The organism is Archangium sp. (assembly GCF_057119385.1).
In genome coordinates this window covers 20,920-45,129 of sequence record NZ_DBNGVP010000074.1, presented here as the reverse complement: position 1 = coordinate 45,129, position 24,210 = coordinate 20,920, and the positions used below count along the sequence as shown (strand labels likewise).

At 71.7% G+C, this 24,210-nt stretch carries 15 protein-coding genes; 9 read left to right on the top strand and 6 right to left on the bottom strand.

What is annotated here, in order from left to right:
- Nucleotides 1-91: 91 nt before the first annotated feature.
- Genes ppsA through AC16DP_RS17515 form a run of 3 tightly spaced genes read left to right on the top strand, consistent with a single transcriptional unit; the run spans nt 92 to nt 7,867 of the window.
- A complete protein-coding gene (gene ppsA, locus AC16DP_RS17525) occupies nt 92-2,431 on the top strand; it encodes a phosphoenolpyruvate synthase (RefSeq protein ID WP_414640682.1) in 2,340 nt (779 codons plus the stop codon).
- Between the two features lie 49 nt (nt 2,432-2,480).
- Nucleotides 2,481-4,478, top strand: a complete 1,998-nt coding sequence (locus AC16DP_RS17520) for a CHAT domain-containing protein (RefSeq protein WP_329727037.1) — start codon at nt 2,481-2,483, stop codon at nt 4,476-4,478.
- The gene (locus AC16DP_RS17515) at nt 4,475-7,867 is read left to right on the top strand and encodes an nSTAND1 domain-containing NTPase (protein ID WP_329727036.1); all 3,393 of its coding nucleotides are present in this window, start codon (nt 4,475-4,477) and stop codon (nt 7,865-7,867) included. The genes AC16DP_RS17520 and AC16DP_RS17515 overlap by 4 nt, the downstream gene beginning before the upstream one ends.
- A gap of 21 nt (nt 7,868-7,888) precedes the next feature.
- Here the strand turns inward: AC16DP_RS17515 and AC16DP_RS17510 are convergent, their stop codons facing one another.
- The 3 genes from AC16DP_RS17510 to AC16DP_RS17500 all read right to left on the bottom strand — a co-directional run bounded on the left by AC16DP_RS17510 (nt 7,889) and on the right by AC16DP_RS17500 (nt 11,538).
- A complete protein-coding gene (locus AC16DP_RS17510) occupies nt 7,889-8,548 on the bottom strand; it encodes a hypothetical protein (protein WP_329727035.1) in 660 nt (219 codons plus the stop codon).
- Nucleotides 8,545-9,435, bottom strand: coding sequence for a hypothetical protein (locus AC16DP_RS17505; RefSeq protein WP_329727034.1), 891 nt, complete (start codon nt 9,433-9,435; stop codon nt 8,545-8,547). The genes AC16DP_RS17510 and AC16DP_RS17505 overlap by 4 nt, the downstream gene beginning before the upstream one ends.
- Nucleotides 9,436-9,549: 114 nt before the next feature.
- Entirely contained in the window at nt 9,550-11,538 is a 1,989-nt protein-coding gene (locus AC16DP_RS17500) for a C1 family peptidase (RefSeq protein ID WP_329727033.1), read from the bottom strand.
- Between the two features lie 80 nt (nt 11,539-11,618).
- Between AC16DP_RS17500 and AC16DP_RS17495 the strand changes: the two genes are divergently transcribed.
- The gene (locus AC16DP_RS17495) at nt 11,619-13,904 is read left to right on the top strand and encodes a heavy metal translocating P-type ATPase (RefSeq protein ID WP_329727032.1); all 2,286 of its coding nucleotides are present in this window, start codon (nt 11,619-11,621) and stop codon (nt 13,902-13,904) included.
- 11 nt (nt 13,905-13,915) lie between these two features.
- Here AC16DP_RS17495 and AC16DP_RS17490 read toward each other — a convergent pair whose 3' ends face one another.
- From AC16DP_RS17490 to AC16DP_RS17480, 3 genes are all read right to left on the bottom strand, one after another.
- Nucleotides 13,916-15,523, bottom strand: a complete 1,608-nt coding sequence (locus AC16DP_RS17490) for a phytoene desaturase family protein (RefSeq protein WP_329727031.1) — start codon at nt 15,521-15,523, stop codon at nt 13,916-13,918.
- Nucleotides 15,524-15,555: 32 nt separating this feature from the next.
- A complete protein-coding gene (locus AC16DP_RS17485) occupies nt 15,556-17,013 on the bottom strand; it encodes a glutaredoxin family protein (protein ID WP_329727030.1) in 1,458 nt (485 codons plus the stop codon).
- A gap of 96 nt (nt 17,014-17,109) precedes the next feature.
- Nucleotides 17,110-17,895: an LOG family protein gene (locus tag AC16DP_RS17480; protein ID WP_329727029.1), complete on the bottom strand. Its 786-nt coding sequence runs from the start codon at nt 17,893-17,895 to the stop codon at nt 17,110-17,112.
- A 97-nt stretch (nt 17,896-17,992) separates the two neighbouring features.
- On the opposite strand from AC16DP_RS17480, the gene AC16DP_RS17475 reads away from it, so the two are divergent.
- From AC16DP_RS17475 to AC16DP_RS17455, 5 genes are all read left to right on the top strand, one after another.
- The gene (locus tag AC16DP_RS17475; RefSeq protein ID WP_329727028.1) at nt 17,993-20,359 is read left to right on the top strand and encodes an FtsX-like permease family protein; all 2,367 of its coding nucleotides are present in this window, start codon (nt 17,993-17,995) and stop codon (nt 20,357-20,359) included.
- A 19-nt stretch (nt 20,360-20,378) separates the two neighbouring features.
- A complete protein-coding gene (locus tag AC16DP_RS17470) occupies nt 20,379-21,590 on the top strand; it encodes an efflux RND transporter periplasmic adaptor subunit (protein WP_329727027.1) in 1,212 nt (403 codons plus the stop codon).
- Nucleotides 21,591-21,786: 196 nt separating this feature from the next.
- Complete coding sequence (locus AC16DP_RS17465; RefSeq protein WP_329727026.1) at nt 21,787-22,923, top strand: 4Fe-4S dicluster domain-containing protein; 1,137 nt, start codon at nt 21,787-21,789, stop codon at nt 22,921-22,923.
- Between the two features lie 13 nt (nt 22,924-22,936).
- Nucleotides 22,937-23,398, top strand: a complete 462-nt coding sequence (locus AC16DP_RS17460; protein ID WP_329727025.1) for a cyclic nucleotide-binding domain-containing protein — start codon at nt 22,937-22,939, stop codon at nt 23,396-23,398.
- The gene (locus tag AC16DP_RS17455; RefSeq protein ID WP_329727024.1) at nt 23,395-24,210 is read left to right on the top strand and encodes an FAD/NAD(P)-binding protein; all 816 of its coding nucleotides are present in this window, start codon (nt 23,395-23,397) and stop codon (nt 24,208-24,210) included. The genes AC16DP_RS17460 and AC16DP_RS17455 overlap by 4 nt, the downstream gene beginning before the upstream one ends.

Sequence of the window (24,210 nt, the reverse complement as noted above, 5' to 3'; positions counted from 1 at the left end):
TCTAGCGGATTGGCCGCTCGTCCGCCCCGGGCCACCGGGCAGGTCGCCCCGAATCGCTTCCATCCCCACCCATGGTGCAATGGATACGACAGTGCAAGCGGGGCCGCGGCCGGTCCGGGAGGAGCGAGGAGCGCTTCCGGGCGAGCAGGCGCGGCCATGGGTGGTGGGGTTCGACGCGCTCTCGCGGGAGGACGTGGCGCTCGCGGGAGGAAAGGGCGCCAACCTGGGCGAGATGACGCAGGCGGGGCTGCCCGTCCCCCCGGGCTTCGTGGTGACGTCCGAGGCCTTCCAGGCGGCCTTGCGGCCGCTCCGCTCGCGGCTGGAGGAGCTGTGGCGGACCGTGGACGTGGATGATCCGGAGTCGCTGGCGCAACACTCGGCCGAGCTGCGCGAGCAGGTGCTCCAGGTGGAGCTGCCCGCCGGGCTGCGGGACGCCGTGCTCGAGGCCTATCACCAGATGGGGGAGAAGCACTCGGTGGCGGTGCGCTCCTCGGCGACGGACGAGGACACGTCCGCCACCTCGTTCGCCGGCATGCACGAGTCGTATACCCACGTGGTGGGGGACGAGGCCGTGCTGACGCGGCTGCGCGAGTGCTGGGCCTCGGCCTTCGGGCAGCGGGTGGTGTCCTACCGCAAGAGCCAGGGCCTCACCCAACTGCCCTCCCTGGCCGTGGTGGTGCAGGAGATGGTGGACTCGGCGCGCTCGGGGGTGATGTTCACCGCGGACCCGGCCACGGGGGATGTGCGGCGGCTCGTCATCGAGGCGGCCTGGGGGCTGGGCGAGGTGGTGGTGGGCGGCCAGGTGGAGCCGGACACGTACATGGTGGACAAGCAGGGCCCGCGGGTGCGCGAGGTGCGGGTGGGGGACAAGGCCTTCCTGCTGGAGCGCGCGCCGGAGGGGGGAGACCGGCGCGTGGAGCTGGGCGAGGAGCGGGCGCGCAAGCGGGTGCTGGCGGACGAGGAGGTGCTGACGCTGGCGCGGTTGGGCGCGCGGGTGGAGGCGCACTATGGCTCGCCGCAGGACATCGAGTGGGCCGAGCAGGGAGGGCGGTTGTACCTGGTGCAGTCGCGGCCCATCACCACGCTGGGCGGGGCCACGCCCGAGCCGGGGAAGGAGGCGCGCAAGCCGCCGCTGGTGACGGGACTGGGCGCCTCGCCGGGCCGTGTCACCGGGAAGGTGCGGGTGCTGCGCGGCCCCGAGGAAGGCAAGACGCTGCGCAAGGGCGAGGTGCTCGTCGCCGCCATGACGTCACCGGACTGGGTGGCCACCATGCGCCGGGCGGTGGCCATCATCACCGACAGCGGCGGCATGACGAGCCACGCGGCCATCGTCAGCCGAGAGCTGCGCCTGCCCTGCGTGGTGGGCACGCGCAGCGCCACGCGGGTGCTGCGCGACGGCGAGGAGGTGACGGTGGACGGCGGCTCGGGCGAGGTGCTCGAGGGCCGGGTGGAGGAGGTGACCGCGCCCCGGGTGGAGGCGGTGGGGCCGGTGGAGGCGCCCCGGGCCGTCGTGGCCGGTGAGCCCGAGCCCCTGGCGACGAAGCTGTACGTCAACCTGGCCCTGCCAGGGCAGGCGCGCGAGGCGGCCGCGCTGCCGGTGGATGGGGTGGGGCTCCTGCGCGCGGAGTTCCTGCTCACCGATGCGTTCGGCGGCATCCACCCGCGCAAGCTGATCGCCGAGGGACGGCAGCGCGAGTTCCTGGAGCGGATGGTGGCCCCGCTGCGGGAGATCGCCCGGGCCTTCCATCCGCGCCCGGTGGTGTACCGGACGACGGACTTCCGCACCAACGAGTTCCGGGGGCTGGAGGGCGGCGTGGAGTACGAGCCCGTCGAGGCCAATCCGATGATCGGCTTCCGCGGCTGCTACCGCTACCTGCGTGAGCCGGAGGTGTTCCGTCTGGAATTGGAGGCGCTCGCGCGGGTGAGGGAGGAGTCCCCCAACCTGCACGTGATGATTCCCTTCGTGCGCACGCGCTGGGAGCTGGAGGCGTGTCTGGAGTTGTTGGATGCCAGTCCCCTGGGACGTCAGCGCGGGCTGGAGCGGTGGGTGATGGCGGAGGTGCCCTCGGTGGTGTACCGCATCCCCGAGTACGCGAAGCTGGGCGTGACGGGCGTCTCCATCGGCTCGAATGATCTCACGCAGCTCATGCTCGGGGTGGACCGGGACTCGGAGATGTGCGCGGAGCTGTTCAACGAGTCGGACGCGGCGGTGCTGGATGCGATCATCCGCATCATCCACGCCAGCCGGGCGGCGGGGGTGACGTGCTCCCTGTGTGGCCAGGCGCCCTCGAACCGGCCCGAGTTCGCCGAGCACCTGGTGCGGGCGGGCATCACCTCCATCTCGGTGGACCCGGGCGCGGTGGGAGCGGCGCGGCGGGTGGTGGCCGCCGCCGAGCGCCGCCTGCTGCTGGAGGCCGCGCGGACACGGTGAGATTTCGGAGGCTCGCCCCGGTGACGTCGGATGTTGACGAGGGCACGTCATGGCGTTTGAGCAGGATGCGGGTGCGCTGGAGTGCCGCTTCGAGTTGCTCCAGACCGATGCGGGCTTCCAGGTGCGGTTCCTGGCGGGCGACCTTCCGCCCCTCGAGAGGCCCTTTGGCTTCGAGCTGTCCCCCAGCTCCCGGGCCCGGGGCGTCATCGCCCGTATCGAGCAGGGCATCTGCACCCGGTCGGATCTCCAGGACGTGGGCAGCCAGCTGTGGAACGCGTTGCGCCCACCGGGCATCCGCGAGGCCTTCGAGGCGCTGGAGCGCCAGGCGGACGAGTCCCACCCCCTGTTCGTGTGGCTGGACATCCCGCCGGATGCCACGGTGGAGCGCCTGCCGTGGGAGGCCCTGCACGACGAGCTCGCGAGCAGCTTCCTCGGAACGGACCTGCGTTACTGCCTTCTGCGCCCTCCGCCCCGGGGCTCCCCGCGGATCTCCTTGCCCCCCACCGCGCAGCGGCCCCTGCGCGTGCTGGTGGTCATTCCCGAGGGCTCCGGCCTCCAGGTCCAATACGAGTGGAACAACCTGCGCAGCGTGGCCCGGAGCCTGGGCGAGACCTTGCATACCGGGCTGGTGGAAGGGCGGGTGACACCGGATCGGCTCCTGGAGGAGCTGAAGGCCGGGCCCTGGGACGTGCTGCACTACATCGGCCATGGGGAGGTGAGCGAGGAGGGCTTCTCCCTGCGCCTCAACCGGGAAACCTCCGAGCTGGGCGACTTCTGGATGGATGCCGCCACCTTCGCCAGCCTGGTGCAGGGGCAGCACCTGCGGCTCGCGCTGCTCAACTGTTGCCTGGGCGCGTCGCCCTCTGTCTCGAGGACGCTCTCGGGGCTGGGCCCCCTCCTGGTACGCACGGCGCGCGTGCCCGCCGTCATCGCCATGCGGTATGAGATCTCCGACACGGTCTCCATCCGGTTCGCGGACAGCTTCTACCGGGAGCTGCTCACCGGCCATGCCCCCGGACACGTGGCCATCGCGGTCCAGCAGGCGCGGCGCTCGCTGCGCATCAACGCGAGCGGGGACACCGTGCGGGGCTTCATCACCCCCATGCTCTACCTCAGCCCCGGCTGCGAGCGCCTCTTCGACATCCGCCCCGCTCCCGCCCCGGCCCCGCAGCGCGTGGAGCCGGTACAGGCCAGGTCCACGCCGTGGTTGCCGGAGGCGCTGGTGCGCGGCCTGCTCCACGGGCGCTGTCTGCCGGTGGTGGGCCCGGGCCTGCACCGGCTCACCCCGCTGTCGAGGCGGCGTGGCCAGGAGACCCGTCTCCTCGCGCCCACCCTGGGCCAGCTCATCCACCGCCTCGCGCGGGAGTGTGGTTATCCGGAAGAGGAGGAGCTGCTGCGCATGGAGCAAGCCCGGGATTGGTACCTCACCTTGTTGCTGGCCCGCATCTGCCAGCACTACCAGCGCAATGGCCGGCGCTATGAGCTCATCGAGTCGCTCCAGACGGCATGCGAGCACGCGGAGCCGCCCGAGTGCATGCGGCAGCTGGCCACCTGGGACGTGCCGGGCATCTTCTACCTCCACTTCGACGGGCTGATGGAGGAGGCGCTCCAGCGCGCCCGCAAGCTGTCCCGCGTGCTCAACCGGGTGGAGCAGTCCCTGCCGGGCGAGCACGCCGAGCCGCTGCTGGTCAACGTGCTGGGCACCCTCACCCAGGCCTCCTCGCTCGCGCTCACCGAGACCGACCGGGATCATCTCCTCTGGGAGCGGCTGTCCCGCGCGAGCTCGGAGGTGGTGGATCTGATCCACCAGATGGGCCGCGGCTTGCTCTTCCTGGGTGTTTCCCCGCGCGACTCCCTCGCACGGCGCCTGGCGGGCCTGCTCGAGGTGGGCGAGGCGTCGATGCAGGGGCCCTGCTTCTTCGTGTCCACGGAGGCCACGCAGGTGGATGCCGCCTATTGGGCGCCCTTCAATGTCCAATGGATTCGCGAGGAGCCGGCCGCGGTCATCGAGGCGCTGACGGCGCGGTTGGAAGAGGAGGCGCGATGAGACCGTCCGACCCTCCCTACAAGTTCCTCTCCTATTTCGAAGAGCCGGACCAGGGCCGCTTCTCCGGGCGCGAGGACGAAGTGCAGGAGGTCCTGGCCGGGCTCACCCGCGGCCGGACCTTCGTGTTGTATGGCCGCTCGGGGTTGGGCAAGACGTCCCTGCTGCTCGCCGGCCTCTTCCCCCGGCTGCGGCAGCGCGGGTTCCTCCCGCTGCGGATCCGCCTGCTGGAGTCACCGGTGGACGACATCTGCGCCGCCCTGGCCGCCGCGCTCCCGGGCTCGGGGCTGACCGGAGAGAATGCGCCCCGTGCGCCAGAGGAGCGCGTTCAGCGCATGCTCGAGGAACTGTCCACCCGCGCGCCGCTCGTCATCGTCCTGGACCAGTTCGAGGAGTTCTTCGTCCGCTTCCGGGAGCGGCCCGCGGCACGGGCGGAGCTGATGAGGCTGCTGGGCCGCATCTCCCAGGAGCATGCCACCAACCTCCGGCTCGTCTTCAGCCTGCGCGAGGACTACTACGCCGAGCTGCAGGACCTGCGCGCCACCCTGCCCGAGCTGACCCGCTACGGGCTGCGGCTGCTGCCGCTCACCGCCTATGGCGCGCGCCAGGCCATCGTCCGGCCGTTGCAGCACGCGCACGTCACCTACGAGGAAGCCTTCGTCAACCACCTGGTGGATCTGCTGGCGGGCTGGAACTTCGATCCACCCGTGCTCCAGATCGTCTGCACCGAGCTGTATCGCGACGTGGTGGCACGGCGGGGTCTGCCCGTGCACCTGACGCGGGAGGACCTGGAGCGGCTGGGCGGCGTGGACGGCATCCTCGGCGGGTACGTCCACCGGGTGACGAGCGGGCTGGGCGAGAAGCGGATGTTGCTGGTGCGGTTGGTGCTCGACGCCCTCATCTCCTCGGAGCGGACCCGGTATGCCCTGCGCGTGGAGGATCTGCTCGCCGGCCCGGTGCGGGCGGAACAGGGGGAGGTCCGCGCCGTGCTCGAGCACCTCACCGGGCAGGGCCTGCTGCGCGTGGAGCACCGCAAGGGCGAGGAGTGGTTCGAGCTGTTGCACGAGCACCTCATCACCATCGCCAGCTCCTGGCTGTCCGACGACGAGGACTTCGTGCGCTTCCGCGCGACGCGCAACTTCGTGGCCACCCTGAGCGAGGGCTCCCAGTGGCGCACCAACCCCGACTGGCTGCTGACCGCCCCCCAGCTCGAGGACCGGGTGGACCCCTGGAAGGAGCGGCTGAGGCTCGACGAGAAGCAGGCGGAGTTCCTGTTGCGCAGCAGCGTCCACGGGCAGGCGGACTCCGTGGCGTATTGGGCGGCCCGTTATGACGAGTCCGGCGAGGGACGCTCCGTGCGGCTGGTGCTCGGGTTGCTCGAGCACCCGGACCTGTCGGTGCGGCGCGGCGCGGCGGGCTCCTGCGGGAAGCTGCGGGACGGCTCGGGCCAGCTCGCCGCCCGGTGCCTGACGCTGGCCCTGGAGGATCCGGACGAGGTGGTGCGCGGCGCGGCGAGGAAGTCGTTCGTCCAGCTGGCGAAGCCGGATGCGCTCGGGAGGCTCCAGGGCGCGCTGGAGGCCGCGCGGCAGCGGCCGCTCGCGCTGGAGTTGCTGGCGGACCTGCTGGAGGCGGAACGCCCGGCCGAGGGCGTTGCCGAGCACTGGTCGCGCCTCGCGAGAAACATCGTCCGGGAGCGCCGGCTGCGGCGGGAGCAGGTGACCATCCGCGCGCGCATCATCACCGGTGCCCAGGTGGGCGTCGTCTCGGGGCTGGCGTGGAGCCTCACCCTCGGGCTGCTGATCGCGACCTACTGGCTCTATACCAACTACCCCGAGGTGGTGACCGTGCGCTGGCCCACCGTCTTCGAGGGCCAGGTGCTCTGGCTCATCATCGACAATCTCCCGTTCGTCTTCGTCCCCTGGGGGCTGATCCTGGGATGGAGGGTGGCAAGGCGTGCCGCGATCACCGCCGCGGCGGAGGGACGGGAGGACTGGCGTGCCTCGGTGCTGCGCAGCGGGACGCTCATCATCGGTTGCGTGGTGCTCCACCTGGTGGTGCTGATAACGGAGGAGGCCGCGACGCTCCTGAATCAGGAGGCCGAGGTCGCGAGGCTGTTGGGGATCTCCCGGTGGCTCGTCTTCCTCACCGTGCTCCTGGTGGCGTCACTGCTGGAGTGGCTGCTGACCGTAGGCCTCGTCCAGCTCGGCGTGCGCTGCTTCCGCGCGAAGTCGAAGCCTGCCACGGTGTACGCCTTCGCGGTCCTGTGCGGTGCGGTCTTCCCTCACACCCTGGATTGGTTCCTGAGCATGTGGGCGTGGTGGGCCCATCCCTGGCCCGGTGCGCTCCACATGCTGTTCGCCAGTACGGTCGCGAGCGTGTCCATCGTGAGCAATTACCAGACGTTCGTCATCATCTCCGTCCTGGCGGCGGAGCGGTTGCGACGCCCGTCCACACGGCCACGCGAGACCCTCGCGGCCCGGGCCGTCGTCCTGGTTTGCGCCCTGATCTTCTTCCTCATCTACCCACCGTTCCGTGAGGTCGAGACCCTGCCCGGCGTGCGCGGGGACTTCCAGCTCGTCACGGAAGTACCGCTCACGGGGCAGGTCCGGCAGAACGAGAAGAACGCCGAGTACTTCTCCGTGGATGCGCTGTCCGACAGGCCCTTCGCCCTGTCCATCCACGCGGAGAAGTACTCCCGCACCCGGCTGGTCATCGGAGGCCAGGAGCTCTCGAGCGGAATGTTGCTGGTCTCCGCCTGGCCGCGGCTCGCGGGAGCGGTGGTGTCCCTGCCGGGGTTGGACGAGCCGAAGACGGGCTCATCCCGCCAACCCATCCTGACGGACTACGGCTACCAGTTGCGCCGGGAGCCCATCCAGCAGGGGCACCTGGAGGAAGCGCGAAGGGGGGAGTGGAGCCTCGCGATGCTCCCGCTCGAGCAGGTGGCCTCAGGCGCGGGAGAAGGCCCCGCGTGGCGGGTCTCGCTGGGGGGCCGGCTGCCTCCCGCCCTGCGGGACGCCATCCAGGGCGTGTACGTGTTGCCCGTGCTGGTCAACATCGCCGGCCTCGAGCCGGGGGCGTGCATGGGGATCTCGAGCTCCGCCGGTCCCGCCCGGAAGTACATGGACACCGTCGTGATCACGAACCGGGCGGACACCGGAGTCGTGCCGCCGCCGGGCATCCAGATGGAGCTCTTCGCGGAGGGTCTGCGGCTCTGGCCGGGGGCGGATGGGAGCTGGAGCGCCACGCTGACCCTCTCGCCCATCGTGGAGTTCCGGCCCCTGGAATGCGAGCAGCCGTCCGTGGGGCCACTGCCCGGCGGGGACTGGCGGCTGCCGGTTCCGAAGCTGTACGGGGAGCGCCCCAGCCTGCTGGTGGCCGTCATGCTGTATTGAGTGCGCGGGCAGGGGGCTGTCCTACCACTCCGCGGCGAGCAAGAAGATGGTGTAGACGTCCTCCGCCCCCGGGTTGAGGACGTGCACCGCCGCCGAGACGTGCCGGTACGCGAGCCCCAGGAGGAAGCCTCGCGAGAGGTCGAAGCTCGTCGTGACGGTCCTGGTGCGCTCGAAGATGAGGCCCGCGCGCGCCCACTCCACGGGCCAGAGGGAGAGCTCCGTCCAGCTCGAGAAGAAGTTGGCCTCCGGCGCTCCCAGGTCGAAGACGTACTCCATCTCCGAGTACAGCTCGAGCTTCCAGAGGGAGAGGCCGAGCTCGAGGGCGGGCGCCAGCCCGTTCGTCCTGCCAACCATCCCGCCCAGCAGGGGCGTGAGCTCGAGCCGGAGCCTCTCGCCGAAAGCGAAGTTCACGCCGAGGAAGGCGGAGAGGGTATGGAGCGCCTCGGCGTTGTAGCGGGCCTCGAGGTGGAGCAGGCCCCGGTCCGCGAGCGCGCGCCAGAGGACATAGTCGGTGTCGTCGGGGAGGGAGTAGTAGCTTCCCTCGCCCCTGAAGGACCAGCGTGGTGCCCGCTCGCTCGCGGTGGCTTCCTCGCTCGCGGAGGCGGGGGCGGCCCAGAGCATGGCGAGCGCCGCCACGAAGGCGCGCAGGTCCGCGTTCGCGCGGTGTCCACCTGCGCTCACCCCGCCTGCTTCCCCTCGGAAGCGGTGGAGGACGCCAGGATGTCGCACCAGTCGCCGTAGGCCTGCACCGGGGCGCCGCGCTTGAAGAAGTCGCGCAGGGCTTGTTTCAGGTTCTGCCAGAAGCCGCCCACCGTCGCGGTCAGCCAGTGCAGATCGCTGTAGGCCTCCAGGTAGCCTGCGGCGTGGATGGAAGGAGCGCCCTGCTTCACCTCCAGCACCACCGAGAGGTGATGGCCCTCCACTCCCACGCGTTCGGGCGAGCTCGTGTCATCCAGCCGCCAGCGCGCGCTCGTGCCCTCGAACACCTCCGTCTCCACGCAGGTGCGGCGTGCCTGGTAGATGAACGGGCCGATCACGGCCTTGCCGTAGACCCGTGCGGCCACCTCTTCCGTGAGGCTCACTCCCGGCATCACCGGCAGCGGCACGCCCACCTTCGCGCCCACGTCCAGCGCCAGCATGCCCCCCATCTCCGCGTGCGCCAGCACCGTGCTCCGCTCCTCGGGGAAGAGCCTGAGGACGCGGAAGCAGTCCGTGCGCTCGCTGTCCGTGCGGAACTCCACCAGGCACTCCAGCCGGGAGAAGCCCTGGTCCCTCTTGGGGAAGAGCGTCAGCGGGATGTCCACCCGCCACAGCGCGCATCCCGGTGCGCACGGCATGTCCCCCCGGGTGTAGGGGGTGATGAGCAGCCGCTGGTGGAAGGCGATGAGCTCTCCGTGCAGCCGCTCGCGCAGCCGGGCCACGCGCTCTCCCGGGAGCTCCTTCTCTCCGCGGGAGCCGGGCAGCTTCCAGGCCGCCTCGGAGATCTCATCCCAGAGCCGCTCGGTGTCCATGGGCGGATGCCGCGTCACGAGGCTCCTCAGCGCCGGGGTCATCTGCTCGTTCGCCATGCGGCCTCCCTACGGCTGTGGCAGTATTGTAGGAACGTGCCGGGTTCCCGCCTCGCCCACCTCCGGGGATGGGCTGCTGTGCACCAGATGACGCCGCCTCCCCGTTGGCACACCTCACGCCGGGGTGGGGACGGGCACTGGCGGGGCCTTCCCCGTGCCCACCCGCGCCGAGACCTGCTCCATGTACGCGACTGTCGAGCTCAGCGTCGCCGCGTCGTCGTCGAAGCCGCCATGGCTCCTGGCGCGGGACGCGCCGGGCTGATCGAGCGCCACGTCATTGGGGGCGAGCACCCACCGGGCCTTGTCCTGGAAGAGCGCGCGGAGCGTCTCGTCGCGCTGGATGAAGGTGGCCATGCCCAGCAGCGGCTGGCCCCGGGCATCGGCGATGCGCGGGATGCGGGGCGTCGGCTCGAAGGCGTTGGAGATCAGGTAGAGCAGCGACTTGTGATAGAGGCCCAGGCACGTGTCGTCGCGCTCGCCCTCCTCGGTCAGCGTGAACACCGTGAGTTGCTCGATGCCGCCGTTCTCGAGCAGGGGCAGGTACGTCTCCTTGAAGAGCCCCGTGGTGCAGGCTGGCGCCCAGAGCGTGCAGGAGGCGATGGGCAGTCCAAGTCCCGTCTCCCCCTCCAGGGGTCCCTGGCCGATCCGTCCCTGGCTCGCCAGCAGTTGCACCAGCGGGGCGTGGAAGACAGCGCCCGCGCTGTGTCCCACGAGGTGGAGCTCGAGCGAGGGCTCCTTCTTTCGCAGCTCGGCGAGGAGCCCGGCGGCGAACCGGGCCCCGCCGCGCGCCGAGGCCGTTGCCCGCGTGGCGTTCTCCTTCATCTCCTCCCACTGCGCCTTCCCGCCGAGCCGGCGCGCCAGCGGCTCGAGCATGTCGTCGAACCGGTCCTCCATGAGCTCCTTCAGCCCGCGAGGCATCCGCTCGGGTGTGCGCCGGCCGCACGCGTCCCGCAGGAGGTTCTTCAGCGTCGTCAGGAAGTCGCTCCTCCAGACGAACTCCAGCGGGTAGATGTGCCTGCTCAGCAGCTTCTCCCGGTGGAGCGCCACCCGGTATACCGCCGAGGACTCGTCCACCAATCCGCCATGCGCGTAGAGCATCAACCGCTTCTGGGGCCAGTGCCGGGTGATGCGCGGGAAGTCCTGCTCGAGGAGCTGCCGGACATCGGCCCGGCCCGTTCCATAGGTGCCGCCACGGCGCAGGAGGCCGTCGTTGCCGATGCTGATGATGTGCGGGCGCAGCTCGGCGAAGGCATAGCTCTCATGGGCACCGGCGACCGCGGCGCGGGTCTTCCCGGTGACCCGGGCCGCCTGCTCGCGGCTGATGGGGACGCCCAGGCGCAACGCCCAGACATCCGAGCCATTGGCCAGCCAGTCGCCGTAGCCGAGGTGGCAGAACCCCTGCCTGCCGTACCCCGGGCCCCAGGAGTTCTGGATCCAGAAGCCATCCGCGTCATAGCCGACGATGGCGAACGCGTGCCCGCCCTTGAGCTCGGTGCCGCGATGGATGTGGCCATCGCCGCCCACCTCCATCCAGCCCGCGTGCACCGCGCAGGAGGCGTAGAGCACGCCCACCTCCGAGAGCGCGCTGTGCATGCAGACCAGGTCCTTGTGATTGACGCGGTAGTAGGCGCCCAGCGGGTGCATCATGGCGTCGGCCGCGCGCTCATCCGTCAGGACGCCGGGTTGCTCGCAGTGCGGATCGTACGTCCACTTCTCCTCCGCGCAGACGCCGTGTCTGTGCCAGCCCTTGAGGGCCCCGCGGCAGCTGGAGCCTTCGTAGTTCTCTCCCGGCCACTCGTCGTACCGGCGGGCCATCTCGTAGAACATCCTCGGGCTCACGCACGGTGGCTCGGGCCGGGAGCCACTGCCTGGCCTGCGCCCCAGCTTGCGGAACAGGTAGTTGGCGGTGGTGGCCAGGCCGAAGCCCGTGCACGCGCCCTCCTTGCCCTGGTCCAGGATGGGTACGCCGTACGCCTGGTATTCCTCCAGCGGGAGGACGGGGGGCACCTCCACCAGCGTGGCCTCGTAGAGGCGGTCCCGGAAGTCGGGCGTATCCCTGCGGGCGTTGAGGATGGGCTCGAGGACGTTGCCGAGCCAGGCCATGGCGGACTCCTTTCGTCTCCATGGACGATGAGGATGGGAGCCGCCGTCCACCAGCCATCCACGGGTACTAGTTTCCAGGCATGAGGAGTTCCTGGCTCGGGAGCGCGGGGCCGCTGGGGGTATCGGCGGGAGGGCTGCTGGTGGGGTGTCTGGCCTGGTGGCTCGGTCACCCGCGGGTGATGGAGCTCGCCTGGGCGGCCGGCACCGTCCCCGTGCTGCTCGTGGTGGCGGTGTCCATCATCGATGACCTGCGCCGGGGCCGCATGGGGGTGGACATCGTGGCCCTGCTGTCCATGGCGGGGGCGCTGGCGCTCGGACAGTTCCTCGCGGGCATCATCATCGCCCTCATGTTCTCCTCGGGAAGGGCCCTGGAGGAGCATGCCCGCGCCCGCGCGCGGCGGGAGTTGACGGCGCTGCTCGGCCGGGCGCCCAAGGTGGCCACCCGCTACGAGAATGGCGGGCTCGTGCAGGTGCCGGTGGACGCGCTGCGGCCCGGCGAGCGCCTGCTCATCAAGGGGGGCGAGGTGATTCCGGTGGATGGGCTCGTGCTCTCCGCCGAGGCGGTGCTGGACGAGTCCGCCCTCACGGGCGAGTCGCTCCCCGTCTCTCACCCGCAGGGCGAGCGGGTGCGCAGTGGCCCCGTCAACGCCGGCCCGCCCTTCGAGCTGCGCGTCCTCTCCACCGCGGCCGAGAGCACCTACGCGGGGGTGGTCCGGCTGGTGCAATCCGCCCAGGCCTCCAAGGCCCCCTTCGTGCGCATGGCCGATCGCTACGCGCTGCTCTTCGTCCCGCTCACGCTCGCCCTGGCGGCGCTCGCCGGGGTGTTGTCGGGAGATCCGGTGCGCGCGCTTGCCGTGCTGGTGGTGGCCACGCCCTGTCCCCTCATCCTCGCCGCCCCGGTGGCCATCGTCTCCGGCATCTCCCGGGCCGCCCGGCGCGGCGTGCTCATCAAGGACGGGGCGGCCCTGGAGGCGCTCGCCCGCGCCCGTGTCCTGCTGTTCGACAAGACGGGCACCCTCACCACCGGTCAGGCCCGGTTGACGGCCATCGAGACCACGGGAGACGCGCAGCCGGAGGAGCTGCTGCGGCTGAGCGCCTCGCTGGAGCAGGTCTCCCAGCACGTCATGGCCGGTGCCATCGTCTCCGCCGCGCGCGAGCGGGGACTGCGCCTGTCGCTGCCCACCGAGTCCGCGGAGACTCCAGGCGCCGGCATGAGCGGCGTGGTGGAGGGCCATCGGCTGAAGCTCGGGACCCATGCCTGGGTGGAGGGGGCGGGGCCTCTCTCGCCGTGGACGCGCGCGGTGCTGCGGCGCATGGGTTACGAGGGGTGCTCGGGCGTCTTCGTCTCCATCGACGGGAAGCTGGCTGGGGCGCTGCTGCTCGCCGATGAGATCCGCCCTGACACGCCCCGGGCGCTGCGTCTGCTGCGCAAGGCGGGGGTGAAGCGGCTCGTCATGGTGAGCGGGGATCGGGCGGAGGTGGCCGGAATCATCGCCTCGGCGCTGGGCGTGGATGCGGTGCTCGCCGAGCGCAGCCCCCAGGAGAAGGTCCAGGCCGTGCTCAGCGAGCGCACGGCGGGCGTCACCCTGATGGTGGGCGATGGCGTCAACGACGCGCCCGCGCTGGCGGCGGCCGACGTGGGCGTGGCCATGGGGGCGCGCGGCTCCGGGGCGTCCTCGGAGGCCGCGGACGTGGTGGTGCTGGTGGACCGGTTGGATCGGCTCGTGGAGGCGCTGCTCGTGGCCCGCCGTGTCCGCGCCATCGCGTTGCAGAGCGTGCTGCTGGGGATGGGCCTGTCCCTGGTGGCCATGGGCGTCGCGGCCGCCGGCCTGCTGGGTCCGGTGGCGGGGGCCATCCTGCAGGAGGGCATCGACACGGCGGCCATCCTCAACGCCCTGCGCGCGCTGGGCGGGGGCGGCCTGCTCCCGGCGCACCATGCGCTCCCGGCCGAAGCGGTGATCCGGCTGAAGGCCGAGCACCAGGAGCTGCGCCCCGTGCTCGAGCGCATCCAGTCCCTGGCGGATCGGCTGGATGCGCTGGCGCCACGGCAGCAGAAGGCCGAGCTGCTGACGCTGGAAGGGGTGCTGGAGGAGCGGTTGCTCCCCCACGAGCGCAGCGACGAGACCGGGCTCTATCCCACCCTGGCCCGGCTGCTGGGCGGGGAGGATCCGCTGGCCAGCATGAGCCACACGCACCGGGAGATCGCCCACCTCGGACGGCTCCTCCACCGGCGGGTGTCGGACCTGGCCGAGGAGGGCCCGGATGCCGCCGAGCAGCGCGAGCTGCGCCGGCTCCTCTATGGCCTGAGCGCCATCCTCCAGCTCCACTTCGCCCAGGAGGAGGAGCTCTTCGAGGCCGTCTCCTGAGGGGAACGGACTCAGAAGGGAGGGGCATCCGCCTCGGAGTACCACGCCCGTCCCTCGCCCAGGTGGTGGCGGAGCCGGCCGCGCTTCCCGGTGTAGTGCTCGGCGGCATGCGCGGCGAGCCTTCCGGACAGCAGCACCGGAGAGATTCCCATCGACAGCACACCCTGGCCGGCCAGGAAGAGGCCTTCCACGGGCGTGCGCGTGCGGAAGCGGTGGAGTCCGGCCTGCCGCGGCGTCATCGCGGGGCCGTACACGCCTCCATGCGGCGCGCGCAGCGAATCCAGCCAGGTGAGCGGCGTGGCCACCTCCCGCACGGCGATGTCCCCGACGAGGCCTGGGAAGCGCGCCTCCACCTCATCCAGCATCCGGTCCGCGAGTCGCTCCTTGAACGCAGGGTAGTCCTCTCCCCGCGCGCCGGCCGGCAGGGAGGCCCAGCGCTCGAACATCGCCTCGGGGACGAACGTCACCACCTCCAGCGTCGAGCACCCGGGCGGCGCCAGGGAGCCCGTGGGGTCCTTGAGCGAGTTGGACGAGAGGAAGAGCGACAGCTCCGGCGGCAGCTCGCCCCGGCCGAGCGGCTCGAACTGGCCATCGAGGTCCGTGGCCGGGTGGCTCCAGAGGTTCGCGGCGCTCATGCCATGCTGGCGCAGGTCGCGGCGCAGGCCCAGGTAGACGACGGCCATTCCCAACGAGGGCTCGGTGCGGGCCACGCGCGCGCGGAGCCTCGCGGGCAGGTGCTCGGGCCCGACGAGGTGGCCCAGCGTCACGGTGGGATCCACGTCGGACACGACGACGTCCGCCTCGAAGGGCTCTCCGTCCTCCAGCTCCACACCCGTGACGTGCCCCTGAGAGACGAGGATGCGCCGGGCCGCGGCGTGGGTGCGGAACGTGACGCCGTGCCCCCGCGCGGCGTCCACCAGGGCCTGGAGCAGGGCACCGCCGCCGCCCCTGGGGAAGTACGCCCCGTCGGAATAGTCCGCGATGATGCCGAGTGCCGCCAGCGCCGCCACCCGGCCCGGGGGCAGGCCCCAGTCAAAGCACATGGCGGACAGCGCCGCCCGCGCCCGCTCGTCCTTCAGGTGGTGCTGGAGGAGCTCGCCCCACGTCCTCCGGTTCCAGTGCCACAGCGCGGGCACGGCCCGCAGGGGCGCCAGGTCCGACGCATGGAGCCTTCCGTCGTGGGGCCGCACGCCGAGCGCCATCAATTGCCGCACGCGCCCCAGGAGTCCGAAGACCCCGGCCAGCCCCGCCTCCTCTTCCGGGAAGAGCGCCTGGAGACGCGCATGGAAGCGCTCGAGCCCCTTGCAGTTGCGCACCTCGAAGTCCGGGAAGCGGTAGATGTCGAAGCCGTCGGGCTCGAGCTCGCTGAAGAGGGCCGAGCTGTCGAGTCCCAGGGCCGCGAGCTGCCTGGACATGAACTGACCCGGACCGCACTGGCCGACGTAGTGGATGCCGACATCGAAGGTGAAGCCCTGGCGCTCGAAGGGCGCGAGGCTGCCCCCGAGGTGAGGACCCTGCTCCAGGGCCGTGACGTCGAAGCCGGAGCGCGCGAGGAAGCCCGCCGCCGCGAGGCCTCCAGCGCCGGTGCCGATCACCACTGCCTTGCGTGCCGCGTCCATGATGCGCCTCCTGTTCCTCGCCGGGCCCCTGACTAGAACGTAAGCCACTGGGGGCGCAGCAGCAGCAGCAACCCCAGCAGCACCATCACCGAGCCGCTGAGCAGCTTGAGCCAGCGCCCGGCGCGCTCCTGGAGCTTGTGGTGCCCGAGCGTCACCACGGCGAGGAGGACCATCACCGAGTCGTCGAGGATGTAGGCCACGTTGTAGAGGGCGAGGTACCCGTAGTACCCCCAGGTGGGCAGGTGCTGGAGGACGAGCAGCTCGGTATAGACGGCGGGGAGGCCCGCGGTGCAGGCCAGCTCGACGAGGTTGACGAGGAAGGCGAGCACCACCACGCCGCCGAGGGCGGGCAGCAGCGACCTCGCCTGGAGGAGCCGCCGCACGCGGGCATACAGGCCCGGCTTCGCGCTCTCGGGGATGGAGAGGGAGGGCCCGCGCTTGAATGCCAGGAAGTCCTTCACGTTGAGCACGCCGATGACGAGCGCCACCGCTCCCAGCACCACCTGCGTGAGGCGCGAGAGGCCCAGGTACAGGAAGACGTTGAGCCACGCCGCCATGAAGGCGAAGTAGACGAGCCCGCTGGTGAGCACGAAGGTGCCCGCCACGGCGAGCATCTTCCGCCGGCTGCGCAGGTTGACGAGCAGCGAGAGCAGGAACAGCAGCACCCACATGGCGCACGGGTTGAATCCGTCCAGCAGACCGATGAGGAGGGTGAAGGCGGGCAGGCCCCAGTCCTTCAGGCTCACCCGGCCCACCCAGGGCGCTTCGATGGAGTCCAGTGGCCCCCCGGGTGGACACCCGGGGGCTTCCCCGCCCACCGGACACACGGCCGCGTCCGGCGCTCCGGGGGCCTGTCCCTCGAGGAGGGCCACGAGCTGCCGGCCCGTCGTCTCGGGGCCGTTGAAGCCGACCAGCAGCCGCCCCGCCACGTGGAAGGCCGGCACGCCGAGACCTCCCGCGGGCCGCTGTCCGGCCAGCTCCTGGAGCCGGGCGAGTGCCTCGGGGTCCCTCACCACGTCGCGGTAATGCACCTGGAGCCCGGGCCGCTCGGCCTGGAGCTGGGAGAGAAACCGCTTCGCGTCCTCACAGCGCGGACACCCCTCGCGGACGAAGACCTCCAGCTCCACCGGCTCGGCAGGCGCCTTGGCCCGGGCGCCGGACGCGGCCAGCAGTCCCGCCGCGAGCAGTCCGAACACCCGGGCCCGCGGGGGGGAGCGCACGGCGCGAGGCGCGAGGCCCGTGCGGCGCACCCAGGCCTTGCGCGCCTCCTCCAGCAGCAGCATCCCGGCCGCGAAGGGGAGGATGAACAGCCACACGGACGCCGGCAGCGCGGCCGTGCCGAAGAGGAGCTGGCCCGAGGGCCGCTGGGAGTCCGACAGCCGCCGCAGTTGCGCGCCGGTGAGCACGACGGGCGTCTCCAACTGGCGCAGCGAGGCGATGGCGCGCTCGGCCCGGTACTCCTGGAGGAAGGTGAGGGGGTGGAGCTTCATGCCATGCCGAGCGGGTGCTCGAGGAAGCATGGGACGTGTGGCCGGAGCGGGCACCCCGCCCGGGAGGGCTCCCCGCCGTGCCGCTCCGGGCCCGGTTCAGCGCTCGCCGAGCAGCCTGCTCCGCCGGGGTCCGGCACGCAGCAACTCCGGTCTCGCCCCGATGCACTCGCGGATGTACCCGGCCGCCTCCTCCACCGAGTCCGTGATGACGAGCCGCTTCACGTCCTCCGCGTCGATGGCCCCCGCGGCCAGCATCGTCCCGCGCAGGAAGTCCACCAGCGGCTGCCAGTAGTCCCGGCCCATCAACACCAGCGGGAAGCCGCGGATCTTCCCCGTCTGGATGAGCACCGCCGTCTCGAAGATCTCATCCATCGTCCCGAAGCCGCCCGGGAAGGCCACGAAGGCGTACGAGTACTTCACCAGCATCAGCTTGCGGACGAAGAAGTAACGGAACTCGACGAAGGTATCGAGGTACGCGTTGGGCTTCTGCTCATGGGGCAGCTGGATGTTGCAGCCCACCGAGCGGCCGCCCGCCTCGCGCGCCCCCCGGTTCGCCGCCTCCATGATGCCGGGCCCGCCGCCCGTCATCACCGTGAAGCCCTGCCGGGCCATCTCCGCTCCCATGCGCCGCGCCTGCTCGTAGGCCCCATGCTCCGGGCCGAAGCGCGCCGAGCCGAACACCGTCACGCACGGGCCCACGAAGTGCAGCGTGCGGAAGCCCTTGATGCACTCGCCGAAGATGCGCAACGCCCGGGCCAGCTCCGACCCGCGGGGCCGTGCTCCTTCCAGGAAGATGCGCTCCTCGTGGGCGCGTGTCCCCTTGCCCCACTGCGCGTCGGGTGAAGCCGTGGGCTCCGGTCTCCGGGTGTCGTCCGCTGGCACGGCGGGCGAGTGTAGCGCGGCTGTGCGCCATTGAGCGTGTTTCCCTCCCCGGAGCGCAGGAGCCGGAGGGCTCTTCAGTGAACATCTTCCTTCCACCGTGAAGGCGCTCGATCGCAAGCTGCTGAGGGATCTGGGGCTCCTCAAGGGGCAGGTGTTCACCGTGGCCCTGGTGGTGGCCGCGGGCATCGCCGTCTACGTGACGGCGCTGAGCACGTACCAGTCCATGGCCGCCTCGCAACGTGTGTACTACGAGGGCTCGCGCTTCGCGGACGTGTTCGCCCGCCTGGAGCGCGCGCCGGAGCGGGTGCTGGCGGAGCTGGAGACGCTGCCGGGCGTGGCCGAGGTGGAGGCGCGGCTGGTGGAGGAGGTGCTGCTGGACATGCCGGGCATGGCCGAGCCGGTGTCGGGGCGGATCGTCTCCATCCCGGGAGGGCAGGGGCCGCGGCTCAACCGGTTGGACGTGTTGCGCGGCCGCAGGGTGGCGCCGGGCCAGGCCCACGAGGTGCTGGTGAGCGAGGCCTTCGCCAAAGCGCACCGGCTGGAGCCGGGAGACGCCGTGGTCGCGGTGCTGGGCGGCCGGCGGGCGGAGCTGCGCGTGGTGGGGGTGGCCCTGTCTCCCGAGTACATCTACGCCGCGGCGCCCGGAGGGCTCAACGACGATGAGCGGCACTTCGGCGTCTTCTGGATGGATCGCGAGGTGATGGCGCCGGCCTTCCACATGGAGGGGGCCTTCAACGACGTGGTCTTCCGGCTGGCTCCCGGGGCCCGGACGGAGGATGTGCTGGACGCGGTGGACCGGGTGCTCGCGCCCCATGGCGGCGTGGGCGCGTACGGACGTGACCAGCAGCTGTCCCACCGCATCGTGGAGGGCGAGCTGGAGGGCCTGGAGGTCGAGGCCCGGGTGATGCCACTCATCTTCATGGCCGTGGCGGCCTTCCTCGTCAACGTGGTGCTGTCGAGGCTGGTGGGCATCCAGCGCGAGCAGATCGCCGCGCTCAAGGCCGTGGGGTACTCGAACGCGCGGGTGGGGTGGCACTACCTGAAGCTGGTGCTGGGGGTGGTGGGCCTGGGGGCCGGGGTGGGGGTGGGGCTGGGGACGTGGCTGGGGCGGCTCTACACGGGCGTGTACATGGACGTGTTCCACTTCCCGGTGTTCGTCTACCGGCTGGAGTGGAGGACGGTGGCGGGCGCGGTGGCGTTGAACGCCCTGGCCGCGGCGCTGGGGGCGTTGAGCTCGGTGGGCCGGGCGGTGCGGTTGCCGCCCGCGGAGGCCATGCGGCCCGAGTCGCCGCCCCGCTACCGCCCCACCGTGCTGGAGCGGATGGGGTTGCACCGGATGCTCTCGCAGAGCGGGCGCATGGTGCTGCGCGACCTGGAGCGCCGCCCGCTGCGGCTGATGATGTCCGTGCTGGGCATCGCCCTGGCCGTGAGCATTCCCGCCGTCACCCGCTACTTCGTGGACTCCGTCTGCTACGTGATGGATGTGCAGTACGAGCTCGTCCAGCGGGAGGACCTGGTGGTCGTCTTCCGCGAGCCGGTGCCGGCGCGGGCCGTCCACGAGCTGGAGCAACTCCCGGGGGTGCGGCACGGCGAGCCCCTGCGCGAGCTGCCGGTGCGGTTGGAGGCGGGGCCGCTCAGCCGGGAGGTGGTGGTGTCCGGACTGCCCGCGGGAGGAGCGCACCGGCGGGTGCTGGACTCGAAGCTGCGCGAGGTGCCCCTGGAGGGGGGCGGACTGATCCTCGGGAGCGAGCTGGCCCGGCGCCTGGGCGTGGAGGCGGGAGACACCGTGTGGATGCACGTGCTCGAGGGCGAGCGGCAGGTGCTCCAGGTGCGCGTGGCGCGGCTGGTGGATGATTGGATCGGCCTGTCGGCCTACATGGATCTGGACGCGATGGCGCGGCTGCTGGGGGAGGAGCGGACCGTCTCCGCCGCCACCCTGTGGGTGGATCCTCTCCAGCTCGACGCGCTCCAGGCCCGTCTCAAGCAGCTGCCCGGCATCCTGGGCGTCGCGCGCAAGGAGCTGGCGCGGCAGCACTTCGAGGAGACCAACGCCCAGGTCCTGCTCGTCTTCACCCTGGCGTTCTCCATCTTCGCGGTGATCATCTCGGTGGGCATCGTCTACAACAATGCCCGGGTGACGCTCGCGGTGAGGGCCAGGGACCTGGCCACGCTGCGGGTGCTCGGCTTCACCCGCCGGGAGATCTCCTGGGTGCTGCTGGGAGAGCTGGCGGTGAGCCTGTTGCTGGCGCTGCCGGTGGGGCTCCTGCTGGGGCGGTGGATCGCCCGGGCCATGTCCTCCGCGTTGGTGGACACCGAGATGATCCGCCTGCCCACCTTCATCACCCCCGCCTCCTCGGCCTTCGCCGTGCTGGTGGTGCTGGGCGCCGGACTGCTGAGCGCGCTGCTGGTGCGGCGGCGGTTGGATCATCTGGATCTCATCGGCGTGTTGAAGACGCGGGAGTAGGGGGCGCGCGATGAAATGGGTGAAGAGAGGACTCCTGGTGCTGCTGGCCCTCCTGCTGGTGGGGAGCCTCGTGCGGGCCTTCCTGCCCAAGCCGGTGGAGGTGGAGCTGGCGCCGGTGGAGCGGGGCCCCTTCGAGGTGACCGTCACCGAGCCGGGAAGGACGCGGGTGAAGGAGCGGTATGTGCTCTCGGCGCCGCTGGGCGGGCACCTGGAGCGCATCACCCTGGAGCCCGGGGACGAGGTGAAGGCGGGGCGGACGGTGGCGCGGCTGACGGCGCTGGAGCCGCAGTTGTTGGATCCCCGCAGCCGGGCGCAGGCGGAGGCGCGGGTGGGGGCGGCGCGGGCGGCGAGCCGGCAGGCACGGGCCGAGCTGGCGCGGGCGAACGAGGCGCTGAACTTCGCGCGCTCGGAGCTGAAGCGGCAGCGGACGCTGGCGAAGGCGGGCGTCATCCCCTCGCGCACGCTGGAGGAGGCGGAGACGGAGGTGCGCACGCGCGCGCAGGCGCTGGCCTCGGCGCGGGCCGGGGTGCGCGTGGCCGATCAGGAGCTGGCGGGGGCTCGCGCGGCCCTCCTGCGCATGCGGGCCGAGGGCCAGGGCGTAGGCGGCTCGGGCGGGGGGAACGACGAGGTGCTGGAGGTCCGCTCACCGGTGGACGGCTGGGTGTTGAAGGTGACGCAGGAGAGCGAGGGCACGGTGGCGGCCGGGGCGCCCCTGATGGAGGTGGGGGACCCGCGGCGGCTCGAGGTGGTGACGGACGTGCTGACGGAGGACGCGGTCCGTCTGGAGCCCGGGTCCCGGGTGCGCATCCTGCAGTGGGGAGGGGGCTACCCGTTGGAGGGCAAGGTGCTGCGCGTGGAGCCCTCGGCCTTCACGGAGACGTCCGCGCTGGGCGTGGAGGAGCAGCGGGTCAACGTCATCACCTCGCTGGAGGAGCCATTGGAGCGGCGGGCCTCGCTGGGAGATGGCTTCCGGGTGCAGACGCGGATGACGCTGTGGGAAGGCCAGGACGTCGTCAGCGTGCCGGAGAACGCGCTGTTCCGCCGGGGCGAGGGCTGGGCCGTGTTCGTCGCGGACGCGGGCAGGGTGCGGCTGCGGCAGGTGAAGGTGGGGCAGCGCAACGGGCTCCGGGCGCAGATCCTCGAGGGGCTCGAGCCCGGAGCCCAGGTGATCGTCCACCCCGGTGCGAGCGTGAAGGACGGCGTGGCCTATACCCCGCGGCGGGTGGAGTAGGCCGCGGGAGGGAGGAAGCCTCCAGCTCGGGCGCGCGGGCCCTGCCCGGAGGGACGAGGCGGACGTCCAGTGAGTGAAGGGAGAGGCCGCGAGCGTTCGCCGGATGACGGGCGGGCCCGCCGTCGCTCGCGAGCGCACGGGGCCGGTGCCTAGGCTGCCGGGCCGCGCACCCGAGTCCTCGGTTCCCGGAGGCCGTATGCCTGAAGCCGTGAAGGAGCGCTTTGTCCTGTCCGTGGAGGGATTGGAGGCCCTGTTGGTGGCACTGCGGGGCGATGGCTGGCGGTTGATGGGCCCCACCGTGCGGGACGGTGCCATCGACCACGCGGAGATCCGCGGAGTGGTGGATCTGCCCCGGGGCATGACGGAGGTGCAGGAAGCGGGCACCTACCGGCTGGCCCGGCGCGAGGATGGAGCGCTCTTCGGCTATTCGGTGGGCCCCAGGTCCTGGAAGCATCTGCTCTTCCTCCCGAAGCTGCGGCTCTTCCGGGCGCACCGCCAGGAGGAGGGCTTCCAGGTGGAGCCGGAGTCCACCGAGCCGCCCCGGCTGGCGCTCATCGGCGCGCGCTCGTGTGACCTGCACGCCATCGCCGTCCAGGACCGCACCTTCCTGGAGGGGCCCTACAAGGATCCGGACTACGCGGCGCGCCGCGAGCGGCTCTTCGTGGTGGCGGTGAACTGCGGGCAGGCGGGAGGCACCTGCTTCTGTGTCTCGATGAAGACCGGCCCCCGCGTCACCTCCGGCTTCGACGTGGCCCTCACCGAGCTGCTCGAGGGGGGACACCGTTTCCTCGCGGAGCCGGGCAGCGAGCGTGGCGCGGCGTTGCTGGCACGCGTGGGCGCCGTGCCCGCCGGGGAGCCGGACGCACGGGCCGCGGACGCGGTGGTGGAGCGCACCGCCCGGAGCATGGGCCGCGCCATGGACACCACGGACATCAAGGAGCTGCTCTACCGCAACCTGGAGCACCCGCGTTGGGACAACGTGGCCGAGCGCTGCCTGGGCTGCACCAACTGCACCCTGGTGTGCCCCACCTGCTTCTGCTCCACGGTGGAGGACACGACGGACCTGCTCGGCGGCGTGGCCGAGCGCTGGCGGCGCTGGGACTCGTGCTTCACCCTGGACCACTCGCACCTGCACGGCGGCAGCGTCCGTCACGCCACCCGCTCGCGCTACCGGCAGTGGCTCACGCACAAGGTCGCGAGCTGGTGGGATCAATTCGGCACCTCGGGGTGCACCGGCTGCGGGCGCTGCATCACCTGGTGCCCGGTGGGCATCGACATCACCGAGGAGGTGGCCGCCATCCGCGCCACCGACGGGGCCCGGCCCGGCGCGTGACAGGAGACGACCCATGGCTTCCCCGCTGCCGCCCCTCGAGGAGCACCCCTTCCTGCGCGGACTGTCCCCCGAGCAGGTGAAGGCCATTGCCTGTGACGTGCGCGAGGTGTCCTTCCCCGCGGGCGCCTTGCTGCTGCGCGAGGGGGACGAGGCCCACTCGCTCTTCCTGCTGCGCTCCGGCCGCGTGTCGCTGGAACTGACCGTTCCCGGGCAGGGGCCCCGCCAGCTCGAGTCTCTGAAGGCCGGCGACATCCTCGGATTGTCCTGGCTCTTTCCTCCCTACCGCTGGCACCTGGACGCGCGGGCCGTGGAGCCCGTGGAGGCCTTCGCGCTCGGCGCCGCGTGCCTGCGCGGCCCCAGTCCCGAGCACCCCGTGCTGGAGCCCGCCCTGGCCATGCGCCTGCTGCGCCAGCTCTACGAGCGCCTGGAGCGCGTCCGCATGCAGCGGTTGGATGTTTACGAGGCGGCCCGATGATGCCCGAGCCCCTGCGCGTGCGGAGCCTCCGCCGCGAGACGGCGGACACGTTCACCGTGTCGCTGGATGTGTCGGATCGTCCCGGGGGTTTTCCCTTCCAGCCGGGCCAGTTCAACATGCTGTATGCCTTCGGGGTGGGGGAGGTGGCCATCTCCATCAGCGGAGACCCGGCGCGCCCGGGCGAGCTGCTCCACACGATTCGCACGGTGGGCTCCGTCACCGAGGCGCTCCGCCGCGTGGGCCGGGGAGGGCGGATGGGGGTGCGAGGCCCCTATGGCCGGCCGTGGCCCCTGGAGCAGGCGCGGGGCCTGGACGTGGTGGTGGTGGCCGGAGGGCTCGGACTCGCCCCGCTGCGCTCCGCCATCCTCCACCTGCTGCGCCACCGCGAGGCGTACGGCCGGGTGTCCGTGTTGGTGGGGGCTCGCACGCCGGAGGGGCTGCTGTACCGCCGCGAGCTGGACCGCTGGCGGGCGGACCCCCGGTTGAAGGTGCTCGTCACCGTGGACCAGGCGGGCCCTGAGTGGAAGGGCCACGTGGGCGTGGTGCCCGCGCTGCTGCGGGACGTGGAGATGGAGCCGTCGCGCACCGTGGCCCTGATGTGCGGGCCCGAGGTGATGATGCGCTTCACCGTGCGCGAGCTGGAGCGCCAGGGCGTGCCCGACTCGCGCATCCACCTGTCCCTGGAGCGCAACATGAAGTGCGCGGTGGGCTTCTGCGGCCACTGCCAGCTCGTCCCGCTCTTCGTGTGCAAGGACGGGCCGGTGCTCTCCTACGACCGGCTCCGCCCCTTCATCAACCTCCGCGAGGTGTGA